This is a genomic window from Rhodococcus sp. NPDC060176 (assembly GCF_042728675.1).
Classification (GTDB): domain Bacteria; phylum Actinomycetota; class Actinomycetes; order Mycobacteriales; family Mycobacteriaceae; genus Rhodococcus_F.
The window spans coordinates 325,549-352,131 of sequence record NZ_JBHWYS010000001.1; the positions used below are offsets into that span (position 1 = coordinate 325,549).

24 protein-coding genes and 1 pseudogene are annotated in these 26,583 nt (G+C 62.3%); 10 read left to right on the plus strand and 15 right to left on the minus strand.

Going from position 1 to position 26,583, the window contains the following annotated elements:
- Window positions 1–28: 28 nt before the first annotated feature.
- From ACFWEM_RS01490 to ACFWEM_RS01500, 3 genes and pseudogenes are all read right to left on the minus strand, one after another.
- On the minus strand, window positions 29–1,138 hold the full coding sequence (locus ACFWEM_RS01490) for an Ig-like domain-containing protein (RefSeq protein ID WP_378530501.1): 1,110 nt from the start codon (window positions 1,136–1,138) through the stop codon (window positions 29–31).
- 303 nt (window positions 1,139–1,441) lie between these two features.
- Window positions 1,442–1,951, minus strand: coding sequence for an O-acetyl-ADP-ribose deacetylase (locus ACFWEM_RS01495; RefSeq protein ID WP_378532700.1), 510 nt, complete (start codon window positions 1,949–1,951; stop codon window positions 1,442–1,444).
- Between the two features lie 585 nt (window positions 1,952–2,536).
- Window positions 2,537–3,430: pseudogene (locus ACFWEM_RS01500) on the minus strand (ADP-ribosylglycohydrolase family protein); the annotation flags it as partial.
- A 27-nt stretch (window positions 3,431–3,457) separates the two neighbouring features.
- Between ACFWEM_RS01500 and ACFWEM_RS01505 the strand changes: the two are divergent.
- The 3 genes from ACFWEM_RS01505 (at window position 3,458) to ACFWEM_RS01515 (ending at window position 5,800) form a co-directional block, all read left to right on the plus strand.
- The gene (locus ACFWEM_RS01505) at window positions 3,458–4,138 is read left to right on the plus strand and encodes an NUDIX hydrolase (protein WP_378530503.1); all 681 of its coding nucleotides are present in this window, start codon (window positions 3,458–3,460) and stop codon (window positions 4,136–4,138) included.
- Between the two features lie 61 nt (window positions 4,139–4,199).
- Window positions 4,200–5,324 (plus strand): dihydrodipicolinate reductase, encoded by a 1,125-nt coding sequence (locus ACFWEM_RS01510; protein ID WP_378530505.1) that lies wholly within the window; start codon window positions 4,200–4,202, stop codon window positions 5,322–5,324.
- A complete protein-coding gene (locus ACFWEM_RS01515; protein ID WP_378530507.1) occupies window positions 5,321–5,800 on the plus strand; it encodes a carboxymuconolactone decarboxylase family protein in 480 nt (159 codons plus the stop codon). The genes ACFWEM_RS01510 and ACFWEM_RS01515 overlap by 4 nt, the downstream gene beginning before the upstream one ends.
- A 2-nt stretch (window positions 5,801–5,802) precedes the next feature.
- On the opposite strand, the gene ACFWEM_RS01520 is transcribed toward ACFWEM_RS01515, so the two are convergent.
- The 6 genes from ACFWEM_RS01520 to ACFWEM_RS01545 are packed head-to-tail and all read right to left on the minus strand — an operon-like array spanning window position 5,803 to window position 13,580.
- Entirely contained in the window at window positions 5,803–6,591 is a 789-nt protein-coding gene (locus ACFWEM_RS01520; RefSeq protein WP_378530509.1) for an SDR family NAD(P)-dependent oxidoreductase, read from the minus strand.
- Entirely contained in the window at window positions 6,581–8,326 is a 1,746-nt protein-coding gene (locus ACFWEM_RS01525; protein ID WP_378530511.1) for an amidohydrolase family protein, read from the minus strand. The genes ACFWEM_RS01520 and ACFWEM_RS01525 overlap by 11 nt, the downstream gene beginning before the upstream one ends.
- Window positions 8,323–9,984, minus strand: coding sequence for a class I adenylate-forming enzyme family protein (locus ACFWEM_RS01530; RefSeq protein WP_378530513.1), 1,662 nt, complete (start codon window positions 9,982–9,984; stop codon window positions 8,323–8,325). The genes ACFWEM_RS01525 and ACFWEM_RS01530 overlap by 4 nt, the downstream gene beginning before the upstream one ends.
- A 19-nt stretch (window positions 9,985–10,003) precedes the next feature.
- Complete coding sequence (locus ACFWEM_RS01535) at window positions 10,004–11,044, minus strand: NAD(P)-dependent alcohol dehydrogenase (RefSeq protein WP_378530515.1); 1,041 nt, start codon at window positions 11,042–11,044, stop codon at window positions 10,004–10,006.
- Window positions 11,041–12,195 carry a serine hydrolase domain-containing protein gene (locus tag ACFWEM_RS01540; RefSeq protein ID WP_378530517.1) on the minus strand — a complete coding sequence of 385 codons (1,155 nt, stop codon included), beginning with the start codon at window positions 12,193–12,195 and terminating at the stop codon, window positions 11,041–11,043. The genes ACFWEM_RS01535 and ACFWEM_RS01540 overlap by 4 nt, the downstream gene beginning before the upstream one ends.
- Window positions 12,192–13,580, minus strand: coding sequence for a flavin-containing monooxygenase (locus ACFWEM_RS01545; RefSeq protein ID WP_378530519.1), 1,389 nt, complete (start codon window positions 13,578–13,580; stop codon window positions 12,192–12,194). The genes ACFWEM_RS01540 and ACFWEM_RS01545 overlap by 4 nt, the downstream gene beginning before the upstream one ends.
- 167 nt (window positions 13,581–13,747) lie before the next feature.
- Between ACFWEM_RS01545 and ACFWEM_RS01550 the strand changes: the two genes are divergently transcribed.
- Window positions 13,748–14,404: a TetR/AcrR family transcriptional regulator gene (locus ACFWEM_RS01550; protein WP_378530521.1), complete on the plus strand. Its 657-nt coding sequence runs from the start codon at window positions 13,748–13,750 to the stop codon at window positions 14,402–14,404.
- Window positions 14,405–14,407: 3 nt separating this feature from the next.
- On the opposite strand, the gene ACFWEM_RS01555 is transcribed toward ACFWEM_RS01550, so the two are convergent.
- Window positions 14,408–14,980 carry a TetR/AcrR family transcriptional regulator gene (locus ACFWEM_RS01555; RefSeq protein ID WP_378530523.1) on the minus strand — a complete coding sequence of 191 codons (573 nt, stop codon included), beginning with the start codon at window positions 14,978–14,980 and terminating at the stop codon, window positions 14,408–14,410.
- A 36-nt stretch (window positions 14,981–15,016) separates the two neighbouring features.
- Window positions 15,017–16,132 (minus strand): agmatine/peptidylarginine deiminase, encoded by a 1,116-nt coding sequence (locus ACFWEM_RS01560; protein ID WP_378530525.1) that lies wholly within the window; start codon window positions 16,130–16,132, stop codon window positions 15,017–15,019.
- Window positions 16,133–16,306: 174 nt separating this feature from the next.
- On the opposite strand from ACFWEM_RS01560, the gene ACFWEM_RS01565 reads away from it, so the two are divergent.
- Window positions 16,307–16,621, plus strand: coding sequence for a hypothetical protein (locus ACFWEM_RS01565; RefSeq protein WP_378448288.1), 315 nt, complete (start codon window positions 16,307–16,309; stop codon window positions 16,619–16,621).
- A 30-nt stretch (window positions 16,622–16,651) separates the two neighbouring features.
- On the opposite strand, the gene ACFWEM_RS01570 is transcribed toward ACFWEM_RS01565, so the two are convergent.
- Entirely contained in the window at window positions 16,652–18,238 is a 1,587-nt protein-coding gene (locus tag ACFWEM_RS01570; RefSeq protein WP_378530527.1) for a helix-turn-helix domain-containing protein, read from the minus strand.
- A 171-nt stretch (window positions 18,239–18,409) separates the two neighbouring features.
- On the opposite strand from ACFWEM_RS01570, the gene ACFWEM_RS01575 reads away from it, so the two are divergent.
- On the plus strand, window positions 18,410–19,240 hold the full coding sequence (locus tag ACFWEM_RS01575; protein WP_378530529.1) for a siderophore-interacting protein: 831 nt from the start codon (window positions 18,410–18,412) through the stop codon (window positions 19,238–19,240).
- 74 nt (window positions 19,241–19,314) lie between these two features.
- Window positions 19,315–20,400 (plus strand): ABC transporter substrate-binding protein, encoded by a 1,086-nt coding sequence (locus tag ACFWEM_RS01580; RefSeq protein ID WP_378530531.1) that lies wholly within the window; start codon window positions 19,315–19,317, stop codon window positions 20,398–20,400.
- Window positions 20,401–20,498: 98 nt separating this feature from the next.
- Here ACFWEM_RS01580 and ACFWEM_RS01585 read toward each other — a convergent pair whose 3' ends face one another.
- Complete coding sequence (locus ACFWEM_RS01585; protein WP_378532702.1) at window positions 20,499–20,879, minus strand: hypothetical protein; 381 nt, start codon at window positions 20,877–20,879, stop codon at window positions 20,499–20,501.
- 326 nt (window positions 20,880–21,205) lie between these two features.
- On the opposite strand from ACFWEM_RS01585, the gene ACFWEM_RS01590 reads away from it, so the two are divergent.
- The 3 genes from ACFWEM_RS01590 (at window position 21,206) to ACFWEM_RS01600 (ending at window position 23,339) form a co-directional block, all read left to right on the plus strand.
- Window positions 21,206–21,436, plus strand: a complete 231-nt coding sequence (locus ACFWEM_RS01590; protein WP_378530533.1) for a hypothetical protein — start codon at window positions 21,206–21,208, stop codon at window positions 21,434–21,436.
- A 55-nt stretch (window positions 21,437–21,491) separates the two neighbouring features.
- Complete coding sequence (locus ACFWEM_RS01595) at window positions 21,492–22,649, plus strand: acetyl-CoA C-acetyltransferase (RefSeq protein WP_378530535.1); 1,158 nt, start codon at window positions 21,492–21,494, stop codon at window positions 22,647–22,649.
- 102 nt (window positions 22,650–22,751) lie between these two features.
- Window positions 22,752–23,339 (plus strand): sugar O-acetyltransferase, encoded by a 588-nt coding sequence (locus ACFWEM_RS01600; protein WP_378530537.1) that lies wholly within the window; start codon window positions 22,752–22,754, stop codon window positions 23,337–23,339.
- 11 nt (window positions 23,340–23,350) lie between these two features.
- Here the strand turns inward: ACFWEM_RS01600 and ACFWEM_RS01605 are convergent, their stop codons facing one another.
- Together ACFWEM_RS01605 and ACFWEM_RS01610 are read right to left on the minus strand one after the other, a co-directional pair.
- On the minus strand, window positions 23,351–24,898 hold the full coding sequence (locus ACFWEM_RS01605) for an ATP-binding cassette domain-containing protein (RefSeq protein ID WP_378530539.1): 1,548 nt from the start codon (window positions 24,896–24,898) through the stop codon (window positions 23,351–23,353).
- Complete coding sequence (locus tag ACFWEM_RS01610; protein ID WP_378530542.1) at window positions 24,898–26,529, minus strand: ATP-binding cassette domain-containing protein; 1,632 nt, start codon at window positions 26,527–26,529, stop codon at window positions 24,898–24,900. The genes ACFWEM_RS01605 and ACFWEM_RS01610 overlap by 1 nt, the downstream gene beginning before the upstream one ends.
- Window positions 26,530–26,583 lie beyond the last annotated feature (54 nt).

The following is a 26,583-nucleotide window of genomic DNA, read 5'->3' on the forward strand; positions in this document are numbered from 1 at the left end:
GACGAATCCTTGTTTCTGTTCACAGTTTTCACGACCCGAATCCGGGGGTGCCGAGGCTGCCGAGGCTTCCGGTGCCAGGCTCGGGCTCGGACGGTTCGACGACGTTGATCGTCACGGCGCCCGACATCGACTCCATGAAGCCTGCAGATCCCGTGTAGTACGCCGTGATGTTGTGGTCGCCCGCTGTTGTCATCGTGCGGTTGGCCTTTGCGACACCGTTGACGACAGCCACCGGAGCGCCGAGGTCTACCCCACCGTCACGGAACTGCACTGTTCCACCCGACGGCCACGGAGTGACCGTTGCCGTCAACTCGACGGAGTCGCCGACGACGGCCTTACCGGGCGCTTCGATTCGCGTCTGTGTCTGAGCGAGGCTGGAGTCGACATTGATCACGGCGAGTGGCTGGCCGCCCGCGTTCAATCCGGCCGAACGATTATCGCGCGGTGAGCAATTGGTGGTCAGCCAGTACTTGACTCCACCGAGCAGCGTCTCCTGCTGCAGGAAGGTCAGGTAGTTGGCGGCACTGTCGTAGGAACCCGAGTTGGTGTCGGACACGCGCAGCATGGGCTTGATCTGGGTGCCGACAGCCCCGGACGTGACGGTGACGTCAACTGCCGGGAGCTGGAACGTCTTTCCTCCACCGACCTCGATTCCACCGCCGCCGTTGTCGTCGGTGTTGGGTCCGTTGCCCGCGGTGATGTTGTTGCCGGAGATACGAAGATGCGTCCCACTCGGATCGGGTGAACCGGCATCGTTCACCCGCGTGATCGTCGGGGCGACCCCACCCAGATTCGAGCTGGTGCCCGCCACGATCTGCGCCCCCACATAGGTGGTGCCTGCGGGGATGTCGAAATCGAACTTCAGGCGGGTCCAGTTCACGACAGACCTGAGGTCGTAACCGTCTTTGGGGACCGTCATCGGCTTGGGGGCAAGACGGTAAGTGAAGGTGGAGTTCGGCGGGACCACGGTCGGGGCACTGATCGTGACGCCGGAATCACGCGTCTCGTTGTGTGTGATCGGCCCGGGGAACTGCCACCCATGGCACGATGCCGTGAACGGAAGGTTCACATCAGCTGCGGACGAGACTCCCGCTCCGCCGACGACCAGGGCAACGCATCCGGTCAAGGACGCGGCCACCCCTACTCCTCGGCGCATCAACGTCGACACCATTCACATTCTCCTTGAGTAGCGCCCGAAAAATATCGAGCTCTCGGCTGAAAGCCGGGTCCGGGAACCGGCCTCGAGCTGACAGAGAAGCGAATGCGTCTTGTCGTCTGCTTACCACCAGCTCAAACCCTGGAGAGGAGTAGAACACAGAGCCGGCCGCAAAATCTGCGATTCGGATAAATTGTTGGACAAACGTCCAATCGGTGAAATTTCTCCACTCGATTGATCGCTCTGCAGCGCTTCAAGGTGGAGTGATGTGGGCCCGGTAAACGGTCAGGCGAGGGCGCGGCGCATCAGGTCTGCCGTCTCCTTGTTGAATGCGACCAGTGTGACAGTCTCGACCTCGGTCTTCGCCGCGCGAATCGCTGAAACGGCCTGCCGGACCGCGTCTTCCTTCGGCCAGCCGTAGACCCCTGCCGAGATCAACGGAAAGGCGACGGTTCGGGCGCCGATCGAGTCGGCTACGGCGAGGCTGCGGGTGTACGCCGATCGAAGCAATCCGGATCGGTCCTCGGATCGCGAATACCTCGGGCCGACGGTGTGAATCACGGCCTTGGCGTGCAGCTTTCCCGCAGTGGTGGCTACGGCCGCACCCACCGGCAGGCCGTCGGGAAGGCTGGTGTCGCGCAATACCTCGCAAGCCTTCAGGATCTCCGGTCCTCCGGCTCGGTGGATCGCGCCGTCGACACCGCCGCCGCCGAGGAGCCTGGAGTTGGCCGCATTGACGATGGCGTCGACGGTCAGCGTCGTGATGTCACCTTCGACGACTGTAATAGCGGGCATGGATCCTCCTGTGTGTTCGACGGCTGTGTTTCCGACGGCTGTGTTTCCGACGGCTGTGTTCCAGAGTTCACGCTTGGGGCGAGCCCACGGCATGGCCGAGCGTACGTCGTAGGGATCACGTCCGATCAACATCGAGTATCGCGCCGCAACCGACGGTGTGCGGCTGTGCGCCTGAACGCAATGCAGAAGTACCCGCTTTCCCTCAGCTCGCAACACCTGGACAGTGCGCGCTGCGTCGTCGAGAACGAACTCGAGGTTCGCGTTGGAATCATGGCCGTCGTCGACCAACCAGAACTCGACGTGTTCGGAGCTGACCTGTCGGTTCCCCATGCGGCACAGGCTGACCACGGCGTCGTAGTCCGCAGTGGACACCGCATCGACGCCGCCGAGCATGACGCCGTCGTCGTGCGGGTGCGTCGTCAGGTGGTGGGTTCCGCGAAACCTCGAGTAGTCGAGTTCTGCCGTCGACGGCCAACCGTTCTTGTCGTCGGTACCGCCGCGCGCAGTCTTGATCGCCAGGCGAACCAGATCGGAGGAACGATATCCCGGCCAGCCGTGCATGATTCGGCGCCAGCGCGCGGGAACCGCCGACGCTCCCCAACGGGCGCCGAGAAGGCCACCCGCGATGGCCGCAGTCGTGTCGGTGTCCCCGCCGGCTCGTACGGCTGCTTCCAATGCGTACTGGAGGTGGCGAGCATCGGCATTGTCCGTAGAAGTGATGGCCCACCAAACAGTCTGAAGTGCATGCACCACCCAACCGTTCTTGGAGAAGTCCTGCGGGTTTCCGGTTTCGGCTTGATCGAGCAGCGGGCCCCAGTATTCGGCGACCTCCTGATCGGCAACGGAGAGGAAGCCGCGAACACCGTCGAAGTTGCCGGCGACAACGGCATGGCGGATGGCGTAGGTCCACAACTCGCACGCCTGTCCGGCACGCAGATCATCGTGCGTGAGTGAACTGATCCGGTGCGCGGCCGCCATGGCACCGTCTGCATGGTCCAAGTAGGCGAGGGCGACGGGAGCGGTGCGCATGAGTGAGCCGTTGCCGGCCTTGCGGCCGCTGATTACCTGCGCGCGATTTGTCATCGCGGCTGCGGTTTCGGATCGTGCCGACAGTACCGCTCGCGTCTGGTTGCCGATGTCCTCGGGCTTCGAGTCGTACCACCGGATGAACTGTGCTGCAATGGCATCGAGACCGTCAGAGTCTCCGATGTCGATTCCGGTCGCGGCCACCTCGGCAATCGCAACTGCCATCGAGGTGTCGTCAGTCCATTCTCCCGGCGCCCAGTTGAACGGGCCGCCGCCGATCATGTCGATGGCGACCTCGGCCTTCGGGTAGCTGAATTCGTAGCCGGCGCCGAGTGAATCTCCTGCTGCGGTGCCGAGCAGAACGCCGGCCGCTCGATCGGACTGCTGTGCGGTGAGTTTCATAGCCACCTCTTCGGTTCGCGATGATCGTTTGATCAATTTTGCGCTAACCATAGATCATATTTGAGATAACATGCAAGGGTGAATAAATGGACAGACGCGAGCGGTAAGGCATTGACGGACTATCCACGTCCGTCCGTGGCGGTGGACGTCGCGGTGCTGACGTACAGCGGTGGATCCCTGAAAGTACTGGTTGTCCGGCATCGTCTCGGCTCGCTGGCACTACCGGGAACATTTCTGCACGAGCGCGAATTGCTCACGGCCGCAGCCGATCGCGCCTTGTCGGTCAAAGCCGAATTGGCCGAGACGAACTTTCACCAGTTGGCGATCTTCGACCGACCGGATCGCGACGACCGCGGTTGGGTTCTGTCGGTCGCGCACACCGCCGGCCTAGTGGAATCGGCTTTGCCCGATTCAGCGCTTCTTGTCGATGTGTACGACGATGCGGCGGTAAGTGGGCTTGCGTTCGATCATGCCGAAATGGTGCGACTTGCGGTCACGGACCTGCGCACGAGGTATGCGTCGTACGTGGATCCGGACGGATTGTCGGGTGGATCGTTCACTGTTGCCGAACTCAGAGGCCTCTACGAGGTGATCTTCGATCGGCCGTTCCAGAAAGACAGCTTCCGCCGGCAGGTGATCGACGCGCTCGAAAGCACCGGCGAGATGAGTAGGCCAGGTAACGGCCGGCCGGCCGAGACGTACCGGAGGCGGGGTGACGGCGCACTGACTGCGCAGGCAATGGCATTTTTGACCGGATGAAGTGAAACGAATTCTTGCAATTCTGCTGACCTGACGCGCTGAGCTGGGTAATGTCCGATTGATGGGTGCAGTTTCGAATGAAGCCGAGTCCAAGATTCCGACCGTCGTGTGGGGTACAGGCAACGTCGGGCGTGCTTCGATTCGCGCTGTGACAGCCAATCCTGCCCTCGAACTTGTCGGCGTCATCGTTGCCAACCCGGCGAAGGTCGGGCGAGACGCAGGTGATCTTGCCGATCTGGGAGTGCACCTGGGCGTCGCTGCTACCGACGACGCCGAGGCCGTGCTCGCCGCGTCCCCAGGCGCGGTGGTCTACGCGGCGTCCGGTGACATTCGGCCCGATGACGCCGTTGCCGACATCACGCGGGCACTGGCGGCCGGAGCTGTGGTGGTCACACCATCCGTGTATGCGCTGTACGACCCGAAATCGGCACCTCCGGAACTTCGTGATCCCGTCGAAGCTGCTGCCAAGGCAGGCGGCGGCGTCTTGTTCGTCTCCGGTATCGATCCGGGTTGGGGTAACGACATCCTGCCGATTCTCGTCAGCGGGCTCGCGGGGACAATCGATCAGATTCGGTGTCAGGAAATCTTCGACTACACGACCTACGAACAACCGGATTCGGTGCGCTACCTGATCGGGATGGGTCAGCCGATGGACTACGAACCTCCCATGGTCGCGCCGACGGTACCCACCATGGTCTGGGGCGGGCAGATTCGGCTCATCGCGCGGGCACTCGGAGTGGAACTCGACGAGATCCGCGAGACCCTGCTACGCCGCCCGCTCGAGGAAACCGTGTCGACCGAACACATGGGGGAGTTCGCAGCCGGCACTCAGGGTGCATTGCGATTCGAGGTTCAGGGAATCGTCGGCGGGGAACCCTTGATCGTGATCGAACACGTCACGCGTATTCATCCGTCCTGTGCCCGCGATTGGCCGCTTCCACCCGACGGTGGCGATGGTGCGCACAAGGTGATCGTCGAAGGACGACCACGAATCGAGATCAACGTCGAGGCCACTGATGAGGGTGGAAATCGCGCGGCCGGCGGAAATGCCACGGCCGTAGGACGTCTCGTCAATGCAATTCCGTGGTTGCGTCAGGCCGAACCCGGCCTTTACGACGCGCTGGACGTTCCGCTCACACCAGGCGTCGGCAAGCTCGGTGCCCGAGACTCGGAGGTACTCACATGAATATCGACATTCCCGAAGGCAAGAACCCGATTGGCTACGTGTGGGGTGAGATGGTCCCCGGCATCGGACCTGCGGCGGCTGGATTCTCCCAAAAAGTCTACACGGACGGCACTCTCGGCCTCCGAGAGTTCGAAGCGGCCCGGCTAAGGATCGCTCAGATCAACGGATGCATCTTCTGTCAGGACTGGCGCACCGAGCGCGACGGCGAAACGGTGGAGTCGACGTTCGATCAGGCTGTCACCGACTGGCGCAACACCGATGCCTTCGACGACAGAACACGCCTCGCTGCCGAATATGCCGAGAGATACGCTCTCGACCACCATGGGCTCGACGACGAGTTCTGGGAACGCATGACCGCGAACTATTCCCAGCGGGAAATCGTCGAGTTGAGCATGTGCCTCGGGTCGTGGTTGGCCTTCGGCAGGCTCAACCACGTCCTCGGTCTCGACACTCAATGTGTGTTGCCCGGCAACTGAACCTAGTTACCCAGCGTTGTCAGATCCGGGTAGTTCGAGACTTCCCAGCCACCGTCGACTACCAGACTGGTTCCGGTGATGTACGAGGCGTCGTCGCTGGCGAGATAGAGGCAGGGGCCGGCGATCTCGTCGGGAGTTGCTGCTCGGGACATGGGGATTCGGCTGAGGAACATGTCGCGGGCGGGTTCGTAGTTCATGACCGGCGCAACCAAGGGTGTGTCGACCAGGCCAGGTAGAACGGCATTGACCCGGATTCGCGACGCAGCGAGTTCGATCGCGGCATTCTTGCTGAACATCTCGACCCCGGCTTTACCCGTCGCGTATGCGCTTCCATAGGGGCTCGGCACGTGCGCGTTGAGGGAGGACACGTTGACTATCGCGCCGCCGCGACCGTGCTCTCGAATATGTCGCGCTTCATGTTTGGTGCAGAGGAAGACGCCCTTCTGAACCAAATCGATGGTGAAATCCCAGTCGGCCTCGTCGAGGTCGACTATCTGCCCCACCCGCGATGCGCCGGCAACGTTGAAGGCAATGTCGATCCCACCGAATTCCGCTGCCGCCGCGGCAATTGCTTCGGCAACATCGGATTCCTGGGTGACGTCGGCCGGTGCGGCGAGATATGAACCGTCGTGTTGAGCCGCAATCGCCTTCAAAGCATCTGCAGCGATGTCGATTCCGGCTACCTGCGCACCTTCGCTGAGTAGCCGTAGGGAGATGGCCGCACCGATACCTGATGCCGCGCCGGTGACAACCGCGGTTTTGCCGGCAAATCTGGACGTGTTAATGGGCACCTGCCTTCAAGAACTTTCCGGTTCGGCGGTTGCCGAGAACCGGTGCTGCTTCTCCGTCGCCGAAGACGTACTCGCCGCCGACGAACACTGCGGTGACGGTCTGATCGTTGCGATTGACCATGCGTGAGAGGTTGTCGTACTCCACAACCGGGCTCTCCGCGTAGGTCTCGAGTGAATCGTCGAGATGGGCGGGATCGATGACGACGAGGTCGGCGCGGTCACCCAATCGCAGGTGTCCTGCATCCACGTCGTACCACTCGGCCAGTTCACCGGTGAGACGATGCACGGCTGCCTCGACCGTCATGAAGGGCTGGCCGATCTTCTGGGCGTCGTAGACTCGGCGCAACAATCGTAGGCCGAAGTTGTAGAACGCCATGTTGCGCAAATGTGCTCCGGCGTCGGAAAATCCGAGTTGGACGCCGTTGTCCCGGGCGAACTTGTCCAGAATTTCCGGCCGGTGGTTCGAGATGGTTGTGCGCCACCGAACCTTCGTGCCGTGTTCGAGGACCAGATCCAGGAAGGCATCGACAGGGTGGAGGCCACCACGTTCGACGCCGACCTGCCCGAAGCTCTTGCCGACCAGGGATTCATCTGGGCAGGATACGATTTCGGCGTCGAAGAAGTCGCGGTGCCAGACTTTGACGCCGAACTTCTGATCGTAGTCCTTGCGGAATTGCCGACGGTACTCCTCGCTCTGCATCAGAACGTTGCGTTCCATCTCATCGGTCAGATGCAGTGCCGCAGCGCCGGATCCGAACTCCTCGAAGACGACCAGATCGATTCCGTCGGCGTACACCTCGAAGGGGACCGGCAGGTGCTGCCAGCGCAAGTCGCCGCCGAGTCGATTGACCAGATGCGCCAGCGGGCCGAGAATTGCCACGGCAAACTTGTTCGACTTGATGTCTGCTGCAGAGAGCATGCTCGTTTTGAGTCGCTTACGCCAGAGGCCCACGCTGGTGAATGCCATGGCACCGGTGCTCACTGGATTGGTGGGGTCTGGTCCGGCCTGAAACACCCGTCCCCGGTTGCGCAGTATCGCGTTGAGTCGGCGGCGTTCCTTCGTCGTTGCATACGTCGACGGTAGGGTTCGTGAGCGACAGGTTTCGCCGTCGAGTTTGTCGAACAGTAGTTGCTGCCCGGACATTCCGACGAAGCCGGCGTCGAGCGCCTCGGTCAATTGTGCTTCCATCGATGCGAGTTCGGTGTCTGTGGGATGCACGTCCTTCCGCGTTGCACGGTCCAGTCCCATTTCTGCAGCACGCATGTCCGAGTGCCCGATGAAGGCTGCCACGTTGGGGCCTAACGGAAGCGCCTCGAGTGCAGCGACGTACTCTCTCGCGGAGCTCCAGGTCTTGGCACGCGTGAGTGCTTCGACGACGTGTTGACGAGGGATTGCTTCGACGCGGCCGAAGAGATCCCCGGCGTCGGACGGACTGGCGTGAATGGTGGACAGGGAACACGATCCGACAAAGATCGATGTGACCCCGTGCCGAAGGGATTCGCTGAGCGCAGGCCCTTCCAGGATCTCGACGTCGTAGTGCGTGTGAATGTCCACGATGCCCGGGATCACCCACTTTCGTCGCGCGTCGATGATACGGGGACAGTCGGTTTCGTCGAGAGGATCGAGGGAGATGGCAGTAACCACCCCATCGCGGATACCCAGATTGCGGACAGCTGGTTTGGCCCCGGTGCCGTCGAACCACAGACCGTTGTTGATCACGGCGTCGTAGGTCATGAGAGAACCACCTTTGCGCGTATCGTTTTTCCGGTTGCGTTGCGGGGCAGAGGAGTTGTGCTCAGTTTCCACTTGACCGGTACCTTGAAGTAGGCGAGTCGTTCGGCGACGTAGTCGCGTAGTTCTTCTTCGCCGGCGGCTCCCTCACTCCGCAAAACGACGACCGCCGCAACTTCCTGGCCGAGGTCTGCCGAATCAATTCCGATCACAGCGCATTCGAGTACAGCGGGATGTTCGTCGATGCACTTCTCGATTTCGAGGGGGTAGACGTTCTCGCCGCCGCGCAGGATCAGGTCGGATCGGCGGCCGGTCAGGCGGAGTCGGCCGTCTTCGAACACTCCGAAGTCGCCGGTTCGGAGCCATCGATCAGGCCCGATAGCGGCTGCAGTCGCTGTCTCGTCGTTCCAGTACCCCAACATCACATAGGGACTGCGCGCGCAGATCTCACCTTCCTCGCCGTCGGGGACTGCAACCCCGAAGGGATCGCGCACCTCCACGCTCACCCCGATGATCGGCCGGCCGAGGGTTCCGGGGAACGCGGCAAGTTCTGGTGGTGTGGCAACCGAAATGCCAGTGGAGGATTCGGTGAGCCCGTAGCTGTCGACCAAGGTGTGTTGCGCAAAAGGGAGTCGTGCGCGCAGGCGGTCCTGCAAGGCGGGAGATGACGGCGCAGATGCGAGCGCAAAGGCGCTCAGTGAGGTCAGGTCATATTTCTCGATGTCGCCGTGTTCGAGGAGACGGGTTGCCATGGTGGGTACGACCGCCCAGTTGGTGACCTTCTCGCGTTCGACGAGCGAAAGGACTTCGTCGATGTCGAAGGCGCCCTGGTGGATGACCACTGCTCCGCCCGTCGCGAGACGTGGGATCGCGAGGTTATGCAGGCTTGCAATGTGAAACAGCGGAGCGGTCAGCAGATACCGCAAGTCACTCGGTCGGCCGTCGCTGGGTTTGCCGGTGAACGCCGCAGCGAGGCGATCGCTGTAGCGGTGGTAGTCGATGACGGCCAACACGTTTCGGTGAGTGTGAACAGCCCCCTTGGGGCGGCCGCTGGTTCCGCTCGTGTACAGGACGACGGCCGGATCGTCCTCGTCGACGGAAGTACGGGGCAGTGCCGATCCCGAATACTTCGCCATCAAGGCAGGTAGATCTCCTTCCATCGTGAGTACGGGAACATCGGTGTTCAGTTCGGAAAGAATTTGTGCGCGTTTGGCGTCGGCGATCACCACTATGGGGGTGGTGTGATCGATGCCGTACGCCACCTCGCGGGCCACCCACCACGAGTTGAATCCGACGGCGATGGCACCGAGGGACTGAGCCGCCCAGAAGGTCATCACCCATTCCGGCGTATTGGCGGCAAGTATGCCCACCCGATCGCCTTTGCGGACGCCGTACCGCTCGCGCAGCGCTGTGGCCAACGCTGCTACGGCCTCACCGTGCTCGAGGTAGCTGAAACGTCGGTCCTTGGTCACCAAGTAGTCGCGTGAGCCGTAGTCGAAGGACGCGGCGAGCACGTCGCCGAGTGCCTTGTCACGGTTCTTCATGACGGGCATCGAACTGCCGAGTACATCCTCGACTTGCATTTCGAAAGGACCACCGGGGCCGGTCAATCCGGCCATGACGGACGCGATGAATGCTTGAGTATCAGCGGAAGTGGTCACGTGAAGCGCCTTTCGAAGATCAGGGTACGAGCACTGCGCGTCCGGTGACCTTGCCGTGTTCGAGACGGTCGAGTGCGTCTCGGGCATCAGCGAGGTCGAAGCGGGCTACTTCTACGGTTACCAGACCGGCCTGTGCCAGGGCGATGGAATCGACGAGGTCGTTTCTGGTGCCGCCATAGGACTTCCGGATCGATGCTCCCCACGGCCAACCTGGTCCGCCGGCAGCTTCGGCGGTGATTCCGGGGTTTCCGCCTCCGAGGCCCACCATGCGATACGCGCCGTTCGGTGCAACCGCTTGAACCGACATCTGTGCAGTTGCATCGACACCGACGAAGTCGAAGATGACTTCTGCGCCTCTGGCCGATGTGAGGTCGAGGATCTGGCGCGCGGTGTCCGGTCCCGATTCGAGCGTGATGTCTGCGCCGCAGCGTTTGGCAAGATCGAGTTGATCCGGTCCGACGTCGACAGCGATGATGCGCACGGCACTGATTGCCCGAAGTATCTGTACTGCAACGTGACCGAGCCCGCCGATGCCGATTACCACGGCGGTGGCACCGGGCTGAAGATGTTCGCGGGCGCCGCGAATGGCGTGGTAGCTCGTCAGCGCCGCATCGGCGAGTGGTGCGGCCTGCAGGAAGTCGAGGTCTCCGATGGGCACGAAGGAGCGAGCCGGAATCTTGACGTACTCGGCCATGCCGCCCTCAGGGCCGAGCCCGGGGCAGGGCGGCATTGCAGTGCGTCCGGCGGCGAGGCACATGTTCTCGTTGCCGCTCATACATTCTCGGCACTGTCCGCACGACCAACACAGGTAGACAACGCCGCGTTCCCCGGTGGAACGGCCGTCGACGGCACTGCCGACGGCTTCGATTGTGCCCGCGATCTCGTGGCCGATGGTCAGTGGTTCTTCGCGCATCTTGTACGGAAAGTGCAGGAGATGGAGATCGGAGTGACAGATTCCCGCTGCGCCAACCCGAATCAGTAGTTCCGACGGACCGATCTCCGGGACCGGCACGTCGTTGATTTCCAGGAGCCCGGGCCCCATGAGCTGAGCTGCCTTCATGAACTGACCTCGCTGACCTCGGAGTTGTATGCGGCGCTCAGGTAAGCGTTGCTGCGGTCGGATCCGATCAGACCCGGTGCCATCTTGTTCATGACGTAGGCGAAGGTCATCCGTCGGTCCAGATCGTTGACCAGCATCGAACCGCCGATACCTGCCCACCAGCAGGCGCGTCCGTCGGGAATCAGTGGCGCGGTAACCGGGTGCGGCAGTCCGTAGCCGATGCCGAACTTGAGTGGTGTCATGATCCCGAGATCGATACCGTCGGCTTGGATCTCGAAGATCAGGTCGATAGTGCTCTGCGAGAGCAGCTTCTGGCCGTCGAGCACACCGCCGCACGAGATCAAGGATTGGACCCTGGCGATAGAACGTGCGTTGCCGTGGCCGTTGACTGCGCCGATCTCGGCTTCCCGCCAGGGCGCGGTGTTGACCTCGGGGTAGTCGAGTAGTGGGCAGGTCAGGGTCTTGATGAAGATGCTGTCCTGATCGAGCGTGGACAGGTCGAATTCCAATGCGGGCGGCGGAACCAGAGTCGCGATTCGACCGAAATGCTCTGCGGACGTGCCGATGTGGAAGTCAGCGCCCAGTGGACCGGCAAGCTCTTCGGCAAAGAACCTGCCGAGAGTCCGCCCGTCGATGCGACGAATGACCTCGCCGACGAGATGGCCGTAGTTGATCGCGTGATAGCCCGACGCCGTACCAGGGGTCCACCACGGTGGCTGGGTGGCGAGGCGGGCGGTGGACGCCTCGAGGTCGTAGATGTCCGTCAGTTCGATCGGGCGCTCCCAACCGGAGACCCCGGACGTGTGTGACAGCAGGTGGCGAACTTCGATGTCTTCCTTGCCGTTTGCCGCAAATTCGGGCCAGTAGTGAGCAACCTTCTGGTACACGTTCAGTTGGCCACGTTCGACCAGGAGTAGTGCGCACAGTGCCGTCATCGTTTTGGTGATGGAGAAGGTGTTGACGATGGTGTCGCTGCCCCAAGGAGTGGTGCGAGATTCGTCGGCGTATCCACCCCAGAGGTCCACGACGGGTTCTCCGTCGACGGTGATGGCGATGGAGCCGCCGAGTTCCTCGCCGGATTCGAGTTGAGCCTCGAAGGCCGTGCGGACGGCTTCGAACTCGTTGTTGCAGTGACCGTTCACCAGACTCATGCGCGATCCGCCTTCTCGAGTTCGTGTGCGGCTGCACGCGCCGCAACAGGTAGCTTGTTTCCCGAGCCGTCGGCACGCTTGGTGCCCTTGGCGATTTCCTTGTTCATGTTGCGAACGTAGGGATCGAACTCGAGCTGGATGGTGTGCCGCGGCGACTTGTAATAGGGGGCGAGGAAGTATGCCTCGTCGGCCTTGGTGATCTCCTGCATCTCGTTCGCAGACGGCAGTTGGTATTTACCGGTCAGGTAGGCCGCGACGAGCTTGCTCTGCTGCTCGGCGAAGTTGACGAGTGTCGGCATGGGCTGCGCCAGTCCCATGAAGAAGAGGTTGTCGATGCCGGGCTTCATCATTCGCTTGAACAGTGGGAATCGGTTGTCCTTGTCCGGCAGCAGATTCGGATCACTGAAGAAGGGGAAGCTGATGTTGTAGCCGGTGGCGCAGATGACCACGTCGACGTCCTCGGCGGTGCCGTCCGCGAAGTGCACCTGCTTTCCGTCGAGTTTGGTGATGGCAGGCTTGAAGGTTATGTCGCCGGACCCGGCGCGTCCGAGGAACTCGCCGCTGGCCGACGGGTGGGCCTCGAAGGGGCGGTGGTCGGGCTTGGGTAGACCGTAGCCTTCCATCGTTCCCAGATTCTTGCCGAGGAATCGACGGCTCAGGAACAGTCGTAGACCACGCGGCATCCAGGGCGGGGTGATCAGTTTGTCGCCGGGCACTCCGCCCAGATATTTCGGCAGTACCCAGACTCCACGGCGAGCCGACACGATGAGCTTGTCGGCGAGGTATCTCTGGCCCAATTCGGAGGCAATATCCAAGCCGGAGTTGCCCATTCCGACCACGACTACCTTCTTGCCGCGCATGTCGACCGGGTCGAACGGGTCGTTGTAACTGTGGCTGTGCATGAGGACCCCGTCGAACTCACCGGGATAGTCCGGGATGTTGGGATCCCAATGATGGCCGTTACAGACCATCAGGACGTCGTAGGTGCGGACTTCACCGTCGGAGCGCGTGATGGTCCACAGTCCGTCTGCATCACGTTCTGCCGCAACAACACTGGTGTTGAAGATGATCGACTCACGCAGGCCGAAGTGCTCGACGTAGTCCTTGAAGTACTGGAAGAGTTCGGAATGGTGGGGGAAGTCGGGAAGGTCGGCAGAGACCGGGAAGTCCTCGAATGCCAAGCGCCACTTCGACGTGTCGATGTGCAGGCTCTGGTAGCAGGCCGACATCCCGTTGGGATTCTTGTAGTACCAGTTTCCGCCGACCTCGTCGGACGCTTCGTAGCAGTCGAAGGGTATTCCGAATTCCTTCATTCGCTTGGCTGTCGTGATTCCGGTGGGCCCGGCGCCGATGATGCACACGCTCGGCAAGGGGGAGGGGCTCATTCGCCATCGCTTTCTGTTCTGTCTCGGGCGTGCGAGAAGAGGAATCGAAGCCCGAGAAGTGACTTGAGTCATAGTGCGCCATTCGCTGACGTTGTGTCAATGAATGACGCAATGTTTTTTGATGACGGCGAGTCGGTGATTTGCCAGGAGGTCGAAATGCGAGCAAGGTGGGCGACGTGAGCACGACTACGGACGGCCCGAAGAACAGGCGGGGAACACTTCGCGACGAGCAGAAACGCGCGACGCGGGCCAAGCTCGTGGACGCCGCACGCACGTTGTTCGAGGAACGGGGATACGCGGCGGTGACGGTCGATGACATCGCCTCGGTCGTCGGATGCAGTCGAGCCACGTTTTACGTGCATTTCGCCAGCAAGGTGGAGATGCTCAAAACGATCGGCGCGGCGGGGATGGCGGCGAGTGCGTTCGCTTTCTACATCGATCTCGATCGGGTCCTCGACACGAACTCTCGCGTGGAATTCACGGCTTGGCTGCAGCGTGCCTTCGACTGGTTCGACGAGAACAAGCGCCTGCTGCCGGCGTGGGACGAGGCCGTGGCACTCGAACCGGAGTTCCGCGAGACAGCGCGAGACGGTATGACCCAACTACCGAATGCCATGCCCAAGTACCTGGGTCGGTGGCCCTCGGAACAGCACGACGAGGCGAGGTTGCGCGTCGAACTGCTCGTGAGTCAGTTGGAGCGATTCTTCACACGCTGGGCCGTGCAGGGGACGATCGACGTGACACGGGTTCAGGCCGCCGAGGTTCTGACCGACATTTGGTTCCCGGCTCTGTCGCCGGAATCGAAGGGCGTCGACGAGCGGTAGAGGCTAGCTCGGATCGATCTCCACACTGATCGCGCCGGTGAGCAGTTCTCGGGCTCGTTCGATGGGGATCGAGCCGCTCAGCCAGCGTTCACTCAGACCCTCGACCAGGGCGGTGAGTCGTTCGGCGGCGTCGGCCGGGCTTGCCTTCGGGTCAGCGAGCCCGGCGTCCTGCGCTTGGCGGATCAAAGATTCGATGTCGTCGGCCCACTCTTGCGTCGTGGTGCGTAGCGGTTCGCGCAGTTCGTCGGCGAAGACTGCGCTTGCTCGGAGTTCACCCCAGGCGATGCTGTTCTCCCGAATCTTCGGGGAATTCTGAAACTCCAGCAGGAGCATCTGCTCGAGCTGCGCACGAGGGTCTGTCTCCGTGAAGGCGCTTTCGGTGTACAGCGCGGCGCGATCGTTGATGTGATCGAGGGCCCGGCGCAGCACACCTGCGCGATTCTGGAAGTGGTAGTAGATGAGTGCCGTCGACACTCCGGCCTCGGCAGCGAGCGTCTCCACCCTCAGCCCGCGTACGCCGTGTTGGGCAATGACGCGGACTGCTGCTTCCAAGATTTGCGTTTGACGGTTCGACACGAGTCCGAATTCTACGAGGGTGGTCGGGACGGGTTTCTAGTCCGCGGGTTCCTGCTGGGTGGTGCAGTGAATGCCGCCACCACCGGCGGCGATGGCGTCGATGTTGATCTGCACGACGCGGCGTTCGGGGAAGAGGCGCTCCAATTCACTTCTGGCGGCCTGGTCGGCCTCGGGATCACCGAACTCGGGTGCGATGACCGCCCCGTTGCAGACGTAGAAGTTGATGTATCCGGCTGCGAAATCATCCGATTCGAAGTCGGGTCTGATCGCGACCGGCGCCTCGAGGACAACCACTTCCAGCTTCCGCCCCTGTGCGTCGGTCGCGTTCTGGAGAATCTCGAGGTGACGTGCGGTCACGTCGTGGTCGAACGACTCCGGGTCTGTGTCGAGGCCTGCGACCACGACACCTGGGCGTGCGAAACGGGCATAGAAGTCCGTGTGGCCGTCCGTGATGTCCTTGCCGGCGATTCCCGGTAGCCAGATGATCTTGTCGAGACCGAGCAGAGGGCCGAGTTCGGCTTCGACGTCCGACTTCGACCATCCCGGGTTGCGGTTGTTGTTGAGTACACAGCTTTCGGTGATGATGGCTGTGCCTTCGCCGTCGACCTCGATGCCGCCGCCTTCGAGGATTAGGTCGGTAGGCAATGATTCGACTCCCGCACGGGCGGCAACGAAGGCTGCGACCTGGCCGTCCTGATCAAAATCCTGCTTTTCGCCCCAGCCGTTGAAGTTGAAATCGATACCCGCTTTGGTCCCGTTGCCTTTCACGAATACGGGGCCGGTGTCGCGCATCCAGAGGTCGTCGAGAGGCGCGGTGATCAGTTCGACGGATGGGCCGACGAGGGTGCGAGCCAAGTCCAGTTCCTCGGAACGAACAAGCATCGAGACGGGCTCGAACTGCGCGATAGTCTGCGCGATCGTCGCGAGATTGCGCTGGACCTCGGGCAGGAGAGCCGCTCCCCAGATCGCTTCACTGGCGCCGAATGCCATCCAGGTGCGCTTGTGCGGATCCCCCTCTTCCGGCATTACCCACTCGCGTGGATCGTCTTCGCCATTGCTCCCGCTCGAGGCGGAATCGGAATCGCTGCAAGCTGCCAAAAAGAGGCCACTGAGCGCAGCTGCGCCTGCCTGAATGAACCGACGTCTTTGCATTGCGGTGACTCCTTCTGCTCTTCGCGTGCTCGCTTGGTCTTCGAGGAATCTGTTCATCGCGCGCGAGCGGGGCAACATCCAGCTACTGTTCGATCGCACCAGATTTCTCCGGCGCCGACTTACTTGCACAGAGAATAGCTCCTGACTGAAAATTTAGTCAAGAAAGTAGTGATCATGAACGACGACATTCGGGATACCCGTCAGCCGATGGTGACTTCGCTCGGCATCATCTTGGGGTTCTTGCTGAACTTTCTGGCTCAGTGGGCAATTCGCGACGACGGCAAAGCGCCGGTGGAAACCACGACGGACTGGGTCATCGTGGTCACACTGTTCACAGCCGTCGCTCTGATGCTCGTAGTTCTCTTCCGGACTCTGAGTAGTTCGTACGAAGTGGAGCAGGCTCGCGAGAGGTATCGCGGCATTCTGCGTCTCTACTTGTTTGCCATCTCGCTCGTTTTTGCCGGAATGGCCGCCGCGTTGTTCGTGTAGTGGCGCCTGTCGGAATTACTCCGACGAAGGTCACGAGTCGATGAGTCCTTCGGTCGCGCCTCGCCACCCACGGCGCTGGTAGTCCCGCGGCGACATACCGTGGGTAGCGACGAAGACCTTGGTGAAGCCGGAGGCGTGCGCGTAGCCGAGCCGGCGGGCAGTCTCTCCGGCCGAAAGGCCCTCCTCGAGATGCGCGCGGGCAAGGGTCATGCGCAACTGAGCACGCCAGTGCGGGTAGCTCTGGCCGGTGGCCGCTACGAAGCGTTTGTGGAGCATGTTCTTGTCGACGCCGAGTCGAGCGCTCCAGTCCGACAGCGTGCGCGAATCTTTGGGGTCCCCTCGGAGCGCGGCAAGCATCCGCTCGATTGGATCGGTCTGACGGCCGGCGGATGGACGCACCGCCGCGATACTTCGGACCTGCCTCGCGATCTGCGCCGGATCGTGGATCTCGGGGCGTAGGTGGGTGTAATTCGCGACCACCGTGTGCAACAGATACGCCTCCGCTTCGCGAGCGAAGTGCAGCACTCGTGGCGGCGGTGCGTTGACGGGAGAGGCGCCCGGCTGGGATCCGAGCGGAAGTAACAGTGAGCCCTCCCCGATCTCGACGCTGTTGCGTACTCCCGCGGGAAGCCACATCGCGTCGCCCCGCCGCAGGTTCCAGGTTCGGTCGCCGAAAGTGACCCGGGCGGAACCTCGGTAGATCCAGATGACGACGTGAAAGTCGTTGACCCTTGCCCACGTTCCGGTTGCGGGGATCGTCGGGGGTGCCGGTGCAGAGTCCGACTGGGCGCCTTCCTCCGACAACAGTGCGACGCCCTGTGCCAGAGTCTCGTTCTCCTGGATCGGCGTCGAGCGACGGTGGGCCCGCGCGTAGTCGCTGGGTGTCATGCCAGTGTGTTCACGGAACGCTCGGGTGAAGCCCGCGGGCGTCGCGAATCCCACCTGCATACCCGTCCAACCGATTTCGCGTCCGGCGTCCAGGTAAACGGTCGCCGCCGCGATCCGTGCTGTGGTGCGCCAGCGCACGAACGGCAACCCCGTTTCCTCGGTGAACCTGCGCTGCAGAGTGCGGACCCCGATCTTGAGTTGCCGGGCGAACTGGGCAAGGTCGGTGTCGTCGGCAGGCGTTCGTAGAAGCGTGCGAGCGATCTCGAGGGCCTCGGCCGAGCGTGGCAACTTCGGTGGGGCGTACGACACCGAAGCGTCGGCGTCGTGGGAATGGGCTCCCGCGACAAGCTCGAGTAGTCCGGCTCCCACAGCCGTCCCACCGCGCAGAAATCCCAAGTTGTGCGCGAACTGGTGGACGAGCCAGTCCTGCCAGGCTGCCGGGATCTCGAAGTCGATGATCCGGTTCAACGTCGGCGGCAGGTCGGCAGCGGGCATCGGAATGGGAAACGCGACCGCTCCCGGGTCGACCTGGATGCTGTATGCGATTCCCGCTGGTACCCACACTGCCGCCCCCACGGTCAGGCTGCGGACGCGGTCGCCGATCTGCAGTTCCGCGCGTCCGGTGTGCACCCAGAACAGCAGCGGTTCACGTTCATTCGCGATCGAGGCGAGCCGAGCAGCAGGGATCTTGGGTACTTCACCCGCGGAGAACACCAACCGTGGTCCCACGATGCCCTCCTGATGTAGATGCCTTCTCGCGTAGGCGGCCGATGAGTGTAAGAAGTCGGCACGCACGGATAACCGTAGCCGATTAGGGCAGGCTAGCTTTATTTATTGGCCCTCCCGCCGTGATCGAACGTGGGCCGAACCCCCGTCTGTGCGCTTCCGAGGAGTCTTTCCGTGCCCCGAAACACCCGTCCGACAACGGCGTATCCCGTTACCTTGCGCGAACTCGAGGTACGTCGCGTGACAAACGTGACGCCGGGAATGCGAAGAGTGACGCTCACCGGAGCGCAGCTCGACGCCTTCACCAACGCGGACGGTCACCTCGAGCCTGCCTTCGCCAGCACGGGCTTCGACGACGACATCCGGTTGTTGTTCGCCTACCCCGGCGAAACCGAGCCGGTCCTGCCGGTGATAGTCGACGGCAGTGTGACTTTTGCAGCGGGACGCCGTCCACTCGCCCGCGCGTACACCGTGCGGCGCTACGACCCGCGAACAAGGGAACTCGACGTCGATTTTGTCGTTCACGGCGGTGGAGTGGCTACCACTTGGGCGCGCGACGCCAACCCGGGCGACCGAATGAATATCGCGGGTCCCTCGGTATCACAAGGACTTCCGAATGATTGCGAGCAACTGTTGGTCGTCGGTGACGAGACGGCGCTGCCTGCGATCGCACGTCTGCTCGAGGAATTGCCCGCCGACGCCAGGGGGCAGGTGTTCGTCGAAATTGCGGACTCGGTTCACATTCAATCGGTGCGCGAGTTGCCCGGGGTGAGCATCACGTGGTTGCCACGCGAGGAGGCCGAGCCCGGCACTACTTCTTTGTTGCTCGATGCGGTCCGTGCTGCCGAATGGTCTGACGGACGCGTATTCGCTTGGCTTGCAGGAGAGCAGGCGACGGTTCGATCGCTCCGTCGATACCTCATCCGTGATCGGGGGATCGCGAAGACCGACATCGACTTCACCGGCTATTGGAAGCGCGGGGACACCGTGCGCGCAGATTCCTGACCTGGATCCATCACTCGGTAACACCCAAGGCGCTCAATAACACCGAAAGTGTTCGATAACACCGAAAGGCAGAAATGACAGTCCTGCGCACCAGACGATCACAGATCACCGGACTGATCGGGGCCGCGCTCGCCGCAGCGCTCCTCGTAACCGGGTGCTCGGCCTCGGCCGAAGACTCGAAAACGGCGTCCTCTCCCGGTTCGGAGGGGAACGCCCTTCCCGCTGCGGAAGGAACGACCACTTACCCGCTGACCCTGGAATCGCCATACGGTACAAGTATTCTCGAGAAGCGACCGGAGCGGATCGCCGCGATCGTGCCCAATGCCGTCGACACGGAAATGCTCCTCGCGCTCGGCGTCAAACCCGTCCTCTCCTCGTCGATGGTGAAGGAATCGGCTTCCCAGTCGTACTTGTTGCCTTACGACGCAGAGGATCTCGACACCTTCGAGTTCGCGATGGGTGGAACACTTCCCGTCGAAGCGATCGCCGCGAGCGAACCGGACCTCATCGTCGCCGTCGGCTGGGCTGACGGCCTGGGTGGTTTGTCCATGGGCGACTACTACGAGCGTTTATCCTCCATCGCACCGGTGGTGACGAGTCCCGACACGAAGTCGCGGATGCTCGTGCCGTGGAAGGAGTCGATCCGTGTTCTGGGCGAGACCCTCGATCTCTCGAATGCGGCTGAAAAGGTTGTGGCAGAGCATGATCAGTACTTCGCCAAAGTGCGTGAGGAGAACCCGCAACTCGCGGGTCTGACTTCGACTTGGGCGATCTTCTACGGCACCGGCAATGGGCTGCAGTATCTTTCAGCGCCAGGTTCGGCGCCGGCAACATTCCTGGGTGAGCTCGGTTTTGCCGAGAACCCGCGCGCACAAGAGTTCGTCACCAAAAGCACTGTCGGCGAGGAACTTCTCGAGAACATCGATGCGGACTTCCTGCTGATCGGCCGCAGCGCCGCCGGCAGCGAGGAAGATTTCGACAAGCTGACCGGCGGGAAGCTGTTCCAAGCACTTGGAGCGGTGTCCTCCGGGCACTGGGTTGGCCTGCCTCCTCGCACCGCCGACGGCGGGGATGTTCTGTGGGCAATCACGAGCGGAGGCCCGATCGGAACGATGTGGGCGGCTGAACATATCGTGCCGCTCATCAGCGCGAAGCTGTAGGTACACAACTGCAGATCGGAAAGCACTCACCCGTCGCCACATGATCATGTGGCGACGGGTCTGTTCGTGCAGCAGATGTCCCGGTTTTTGGGGGTTGCCTATGGGACGAAGAAGGTCGCGAAGCCCGGGGTGATCGGTCCGGCGGCAGGCAATATGGCGACGGCGACTTGCCCGGCTGCAGTCTGCAGGGTTGCCTCCCCCGGGGTTCCTTGGTTGTCGCCCGAAAGCCGACCGGCGCCGGACGTTCCTGTCGAGAGGTTCATCCAGCGCACTTCGGTCGAAAGCATGCAACCCCAACGCTCGTCTTTTGCGCCGGTGATCGTCACCGTGCCAGGTTGTTCGCCGACTACCGCCACACAGTGGACGGGGGGTGCGTCGAAGCTGCCGTTTGGGTTCCCGAACGGTGCCGGGTTGATTTGGAACGGAACGGTGACAGAAGCGGAGGCAATGGCTGCGGGCGCGAGAACCGAAACGGCCACTATGGATACGCAGGCAGATAGTCGGCGTACGAGATTCGTCACGGTAACCTCCGGTAATCGAAGACGGTGTGGTGCCCATGCTCTACCCGGAGTGCCATTACCGCAAGGGGATCCAGTTTTCGAGTCAGCGGGGGTTCGTGAATCGCTGAATTGGTCGCAATTTACAGAAGCGTTGTCCTGCAACGTGTATCGGCATGTGAACTCTGCGTTCGGCGATGAAAGGCCATATCGCAGTTGGCTCCACCGAAAGTACTAACTTTTCATCCATCGTCCAACCGACTTGTGGCGGAGCAAAGCCCGGTTTGCGAGGTAGACGAAGGATTTCTGTGGGCACGACAATTGATATGAATCTTGTACTCGTTCTGCTCGAAGTTCAACGAGCGCAGCTATTTTCACAATCCTGTCAATGCGCATTTATAGGTGTGGATGCGACTTCGGCCGCCATGTCAGGTGGGGTGATCGATCATCGAACTGTCGAATATTTGCGACAGCAATGGATTTCATTGGATGAGATGTTCGAGATTGAATATTGTTTCACAAACCAAGCAAACGCTTGATCGCTAGAGTGTGGACATCGAAAGCCCGACCAAAGCTCGATTCGGAGGAGTTCGTATGGTTGCACCCCAGGCATATGTCGTCGATGCGCTCCGCACTCCCGTGGGTAAACGGCACGGCGCGCTCGCAGGAGAGCACCCAGCGGACATGGGGGCCCACGTGATCACATCGATTCTCGACCGCACCCAACTGGACCCGATGGCCGTCGACGATGTGATCTTCGGTTGTGTCGACGCGATCGGGCCGCAATCGGGCAACATCGCCCGCACTGCCTGGCTTTCAGCAGGCCTACCGCTGGACATCCCAGGAACGACAGTCGACAGACAATGCGGATCTTCACAGCAAGCCATCCATTTCGCAGCGCAGGCGGTCATGAGCGGGACCCAAGACGTGGTGCTTGTCGGCGGCGTGCAGAACATGTCCGCGATTCCTATCTCTGCGGCGATGCGTGCCGGCAACGAATACGGATTCGACACGCCCTTCAGTAAGTCCCGGGGGTGGGCTGCACGATTCGGCGAGGCTGAAATCTCACAGTTCGTCGGCGCCGACCTCATTGCCAAGAAATGGGGCATCAGCCGTGAAGACATGGAGGAATGGGCACTGCAATCGCATCAGCGTGCCCGTGCTGCCATCGCAGCGGGTCGATTCGATCGTGAGACAGTGCCATTGGGGCGTTGCGTCGTTGACGAATGCCCAAGAGAGACATCTATGGAGCAGATGGCTGCATTGCCCGCGCTGAGGGAAGGCTCGTTGCTGACGGCTGCCGTGGCCTCGCAGATCTGTGACGGCGCATCAGCGGCCCTGATCGTCTCCGAGAAGGCGCTCGATGTTCATGGATTGAAGCCGCGAGCGCGTATTCATCATATGACCGTGCGCGGCGACGATCCGATGCTGCAGCTCTCGGCGCCGATACCCGCGACGAAGTATGCACTGGCGAAATCCGGCATGGCGATCGGCCAGATGGATACCGTGGAAATGAACGAGGCATTCGCTTCGGTGGTTCTGAGCTGGTTGATCGAGACAGGTGCAGATCCCTCCAGGGTCAATCCCAACGGTGGTGGAATCGCATTGGGTCACCCGCTTGGGGCGACTGGCACCAAATTGTTCGCCACGATGTTGCACGAGTTGGACCGCATTGATGGACGGTATGGACTCCAAACCATGTGTGAGGGTGGCGGGACCGCGAACGTCACTATCATCGAGCGGCTTAGCTGAGCTCGAGAAATTGGGCGGGATGGAAGCCGCTCTGTTGTAGCGCTTTGTCGAGTGCAACGCGCCCAACAGGGGTGCCGTTGCGCGATGTGCGACGATCCGAGTGTGGGAGAACAGGCGGATCGTCTTGCTCGTGGTGAGTGGTATCTCGATGATGACGAGCTGAGGCAGCGGCGACTGGAGTGTTGGCGTCGACTCGACTCGTTCAATGGGGCTTCGGCGGACGACGATGCTGTCCGCTCGCAGGCTCTCGCCAGCCTTTTTGGTGAGGTAGGCGTGGGAGCATCGGTGGTGCCGCGGTTCCAATGCAGCTACGGATACAACATTCGGCTTGGAGCCAACGCATTCGTCAACGCGAACGGGTTCTTCATGGATGACGCGCTGATCACAATCGGCGCGGACGTGAGGATCGGGCCTGGAGCCCAACTGATGACAGCGTTGCACCCTGTCGATGATCATCGCCGGCGTCGCGAGGGGTGGGAGCGAGCCGCTCCGATCGTCATCGGTGAGAACACGTGGCTTGGTGCCTCCGTCACCGTCGGTGCGGGAGTCTCGATCGGTCAGAACGCTGTCATCGGTGCCGGAAGTGTGGTGCTGCAAGACATTCCGGATCACGTCGTGGCTGCTGGAACACCTGCAAGGGTTATCTGTCGTACACCTGCCGAAGTCGAGGGACTGCAACGCGAGCACTAGGGTATGCGATGTCAGAGAGTGATCATGCGGGTGGGCCCCCAGATGGCAGGGTCGCGGTGGGTGACGACGAAGACGGTTGCCGCCAATTCCCGCACGGCGTAGGCGATGCGGCGTTCGGTGCCCTCGTCGAGAGCCGAGGTCGCCTCGTCGAGCACCAGGACGGGAGCGTCTTTGAGGAAGGCGCGAGCGATCGCCACCCGCTGACGTTCGCCGCCGGAGAGAGCGGCACCCTGGTGTCCGATGTCCTGATGGATTCCTAGCGTCGAGCGATCGAGAACGGCACCGAGGGCAGCACGCCTGGCGGCGTCCTCGATCTCGGTTTCGGAGGCGCCCGGTCTTCCGAGTCCGATGTTCTCACCGAGAGTGCCCGAGAACACGAGTGGATCCTGGGGGACGTAGCCGATGTGCGCCGCCAGGTCGTCGTAGGGCAAGTCGCGCAATGAAACTCCGCCGAGAGTGACGCTGCCTTGGTCCGGGTCGTCGAAGCGCATGAGTAGCCCGAGAAGTGTGCTCTTGCCCGTACCGGAGCGCCCTGCGACGAGAACACGCTCACCAGCGGGGATCTCCGCGTTGATACCATGCAGAACCGGAGCGTGGTCCACCACGACGACCTTGATGTCCGTCCCCACAGGGCGCGCGGCGTCCTGGGGTGCGGGCTCAGGCAGTGCTGGAGCCGAGGTCGCGGCGCGGTAGTCGTGAACCGTTGCGCGCAGTTCGTTGACTCCGATTCCGGCGAGGGCGAGTTCGTCGAGCGGCGCAGCGGCGCGAGCGGTGAGGGTGACGAGGGCGAGAGCGGCTGCGGGATCGTCGAATCCGGTGGCGGCGAGGAAAATCACTGCGCCTGCCAGCGGCACAATGGTGGCGATCGCCGAGATGAATGTCGCTGGTGCCGCGGCGAGATTTGTCCGTGCGAGCGCAGCTTCCTGATCCCGCCAGCTTCGCTCGATGCGATCGACGGCACGCGTGGGACCGGCTGCCGTACGCAGTAATTCGAGATGGTCGGTGAGCTCGAGTGTCGACTGCGTTGCTGCGAACTCGGCCTCGTGTCGGCGCTCGTCCGCTCGGCTGAGCGCGCGTTGGGCCAGCGTCTGAGCGGCGAGCGACACGGCGAGCAGTCCGCCGACGAGCAGCATGACGCCTGGCCCCGCGACGACCGCGATTCCGGGAAGCAGGAGCAGCGGGATCAGTGGTGCAACGAGGAACGTCTGAAGTTGGTGCGCGGGAACGCTCATCAGTGACGGGATCCCGCGGCCGGCGACGGTGGCGAGCAGTGCCCGGTTGTCGTCGGTGAACCAGGACAGCTTCGCGCGGGCGAACGCGCCACCGAGGGCGTCGTAGAGATCGCCGACGAGTCGAGCCCCGGTGAAGTACCCTGCCCGCGAGACGAGCACGGTCACGAAGAGCGCGATCGCCGCCGTGGCCAGGACAAGAACCGGTGACCGGTGATCGGCGATCGAGAGCGCGAGGGTGGTGTACGCGATCGCTTCGAGGACGGCAACGGACACCCAGCCGAATCCGATGGTGATCAAGCGTCGGCGGGCCGCATTGGTGCTGTTCATTATTCGGCTCCAGTCAGGGCTGCATTGTGCGAGGTGGCATCGTGCACATTTCGACCGCCGAGGTCGAGTCGATCGTCGGCATCGTCTGCGAGAGCGGGGTCGTGGGTGACGATCACAATCGTCTTTCCTTCGTCATATGCGAGGTGTCGCAATTCCTTCAGCAGTTCGGCGGCCGTGCGATCATCGAGTGCACTGGTCGGCTCGTCGAGCAGCAGTACTGTTGCGGGCGAGAGGAATACCCGAGCAAGCCCGACGCGCTGGCGTTCTCCTCCGGAGAGTGAAGTGGCGTCGGCATCGAGGCTGACGTCGATCTGCGCCCGGCGTAGTGCGGCGGTGTATTCCGCGTCCGTTGCATCGGGTGCGGCCAATGCGATGTTCTCGCGCACCGTGGCAGGCAACACGTCTGCGCCCTGGGGTGTGAGCAGAATGGACTGTGGCCGCAGGTTCTCGTCGATCGCGGTGATGCTACGACCTGCGTAGCGGACGGTACCCAGCTCCGGGACTTCGAAGCCGGCCAATGCTTTCAGGAGCGTCGACTTGCCCGCTCCACTCGGTCCCGTGATCGCAGTGATCGTGGCTGGGCGGAATGCATGCGTAACGTCGTCGATGACTCTGCGGTCCGCGATCGTGACAGTCAGGTCGACGATCTCCAGTCGATCGGAGGGACTCGAGGCCGGAACGGTTGGCGCTTCACCAGCAGGGAGGGTGGGTTCGTCCAGAGCTGCTGCGAGTCGGACTGCAGCAGAGCGTCCCGCCGTGACGTAGTCGAGGCCGTGCCCGAGCCGCAGGGCCGGTGTCACGATTGCGAGGCTGAAGAGGATGGTTGCGGCTAACGTCGGTGCATCCCAGCGAAATCCGACGGCATAGGCGATCGCGAACGTCGCCGTCGCCTGCATGAGGGAAACTGCGACGGCCGCGGGGGTAGCCACGAGTCGAACGCGCTCCTGCATTCCGCGAGTGAACCGTGCCGTCGATGCTGCATAGTCGGCGGCAGCGCCGGTCTGCGCGCCGTAGATCCGGCAGACGCGGATGCCGCGAGCATAGTCATCCACGGAGGTCACGATGTCGCCCATGACATCCGCGCTTTCAGCGCTGTGGCGCGCGGCCATTCGGGGGATCACGATCAGGTAGAACAGTGCGGCAACGATGCCGGGGACCAGAGCGAGAAGCGCCACGGGGCCGGCTGAGATGACCAGCACCGTGATCGTGACCGCGGGGACCACGATCAGCGTCGCGAACTCGGCCGGTAGGTGCGCAGTCATATGGTGCAGCGCCGAGATGTCGTCCGAGACGAGCCTTCTCAGTGCGTCGCCGCTGTAGCGGGACAGCACACTTGCCGGCAGACGAACGAGGTGGGCTGCGAGCTGGCGTCGGAGCCTGGCCTCGAAGAGCGACTCGGCGTGGTGCGAGAGCCACGACGACGTGGCCGCGAGCGTTACGCCGACGAACCAGAGCGCACATGCCCATCCAGCCCAGCTCATCGACGGTTCACCGATGAGCTGCACGACGAACCAGAGCGCACCGAGCATCGCGATTCCCGACGCCGCCGCCGAGACCACCCCGGCTGCCAATGCAGGCAGCGCCGGGCGCAAGGCCGGGACCAGCGACGGTTCGACGAGAGGGCGGGGCATGGATAACTCCTTGAATCAGCGTCAGGATGCAGGCACGACAAGTGACCGAAACCC